Origin of the sequence: Herbaspirillum sp. B65 (genome assembly GCF_000333555.1) — a bacterium.
GTDB lineage: Bacteria > Pseudomonadota > Gammaproteobacteria > Burkholderiales > Burkholderiaceae_D > Herbaspirillum > Herbaspirillum rubrisubalbicans.
Map to the genome: position 1 here is coordinate 1 of NZ_BADI01001108.1, position 1,537 is coordinate 1,537.

Below are 1,537 nucleotides of genomic sequence, written 5' to 3' on the forward strand. Positions count from 1 at the left end.
CATCGCAGACGATACCCGCTTTGCGATCACCTCTTGTTCTATCCCAGCTGTTCCGAATTCGCGCGCACCACCGGCGCCCCGCTGCATCTCTTCATGGGCAGCGAGGATGCCTACAACTCGGTGGAGAAATGCCGCTTCAATGTTGAGCAACTCCGGCGCGTGGGCGCCAAGGTCGAGCTTACCGTCTACGACGGGGCCAAGCACGGCTTCGACACCTCCATGCCCGGCAACGTCTGGGTTCCGCTGGGCACCAGCGCCCTGGACTGCCCCATCGGCTCAATGAACCTCGATACCGGCAAAGCCCTCATGCAAGACGGCCGCACCCTCCCGGCGCCGGATTTCATCAAGCTGCGCACCGGCTGCATCCGCCGCGGATTTGCCGTCGGTGGCCATCCGCGCTACCGCGAACAGTCGCGCGAGGCGGTCAAGAAGTTGCTACAGGGACAGTTTGCCCTGTAACTGGAGGGCCAGAGCCCCATCCCGGGCTGCCTGCACTGCCACGATGCACTGCACCACGAACGCGCAGACCGCACCCGGATACATCACGCGATGATATATATCGGTGATCCGGCACGGCGCCAATGCAGTGCCTGATTTCCTCTGTCTGCCTGCAACACCGCTCCCGGCCTGCCTCCCCGCCAAAACCCTCTGGCTGGCACGGCCTTTGCTCAATGACCATCAGGATCAAGGACGATCCCCCCTATTCACTGCCGATCTAACGATGGATCTGCAACACACGGACAACGGCGTCCGCTTGGACCGAGGCTCTGCCTTGGCCTCAAGCGGACGCCTTTTTGTTTTCTAGAGGACCGAGATGAGCAAATCCAATCGTATCGAGCTGTTCTCCCTGCGCACGCCCCAGATGCGCAGCTTCCACCTGACCTGGCTGGCCTTCTTCGTCTGCTTCTTCGCCTGGTTCGCCTGCGCGCCGTTGATGCCGGTGATCAAGGGTGAATTCCACCTCACCCCCGGCCAGATCGCCAACATCAACATCGCCGCGGTGGCAGTGACCATTCTGGTGCGCCTGATCATCGGCCCCATGTGCGACCGCTTCGGCCCGCGCAAGGCCTATACCGGCCTGCTGCTGGTGGGTGCGGTGCCGGTCATCGGTGTGGCCTTCGCCCAAAGCTACGAGAGCTTCCTGTTCTTCCGCCTCTTGATCGGTGCGGTGGGCGCCAGCTTCGTCATTACCCAGTACCACACCTCGGTCATGTTCGCCCCCAACGTGGTGGGCACTGCCAACGCCGCCACGGCCGGCTGGGGCAATGCCGGCGGCGGCGTGGCGCAAGGCGTGATGCCGCTGCTCATGGCCGCCATGCTGATGCTGGGCGTCTCGCACGCCTGGGGCTGGCGCGCGGCGCTGCTGGTGCCGGGCCTGCTGATGCTGATCATGGCCGCACTCTACTGGCGCTTTACCCAGGACTGCCCGGAAGGCAACTATGACGACCTGCGCGCCGCCGGCGTGACCATCGAAAGCGGCAAGCGCGGTGGCTGGGCCAGCTTCCGCGCCGCCGCTGCCAACTACCGCGTGTGGATG

The 1,537-nt window shown here is 64.2% G+C and carries 1 protein-coding gene and 1 pseudogene; both read left to right on the plus strand.

The annotated features are described in order from the left end of the window. Window positions 1-459 (plus strand): annotated as a pseudogene (locus I5W_RS26235) (dienelactone hydrolase family protein); the annotation flags it as partial. A 355-nt stretch (window positions 460-814) separates the two neighbouring features. Next, window positions 815-1,537: MFS transporter (locus I5W_RS26240; RefSeq protein ID WP_044531463.1), on the plus strand; the 723-nt coding region annotated here is incomplete at its 3' end.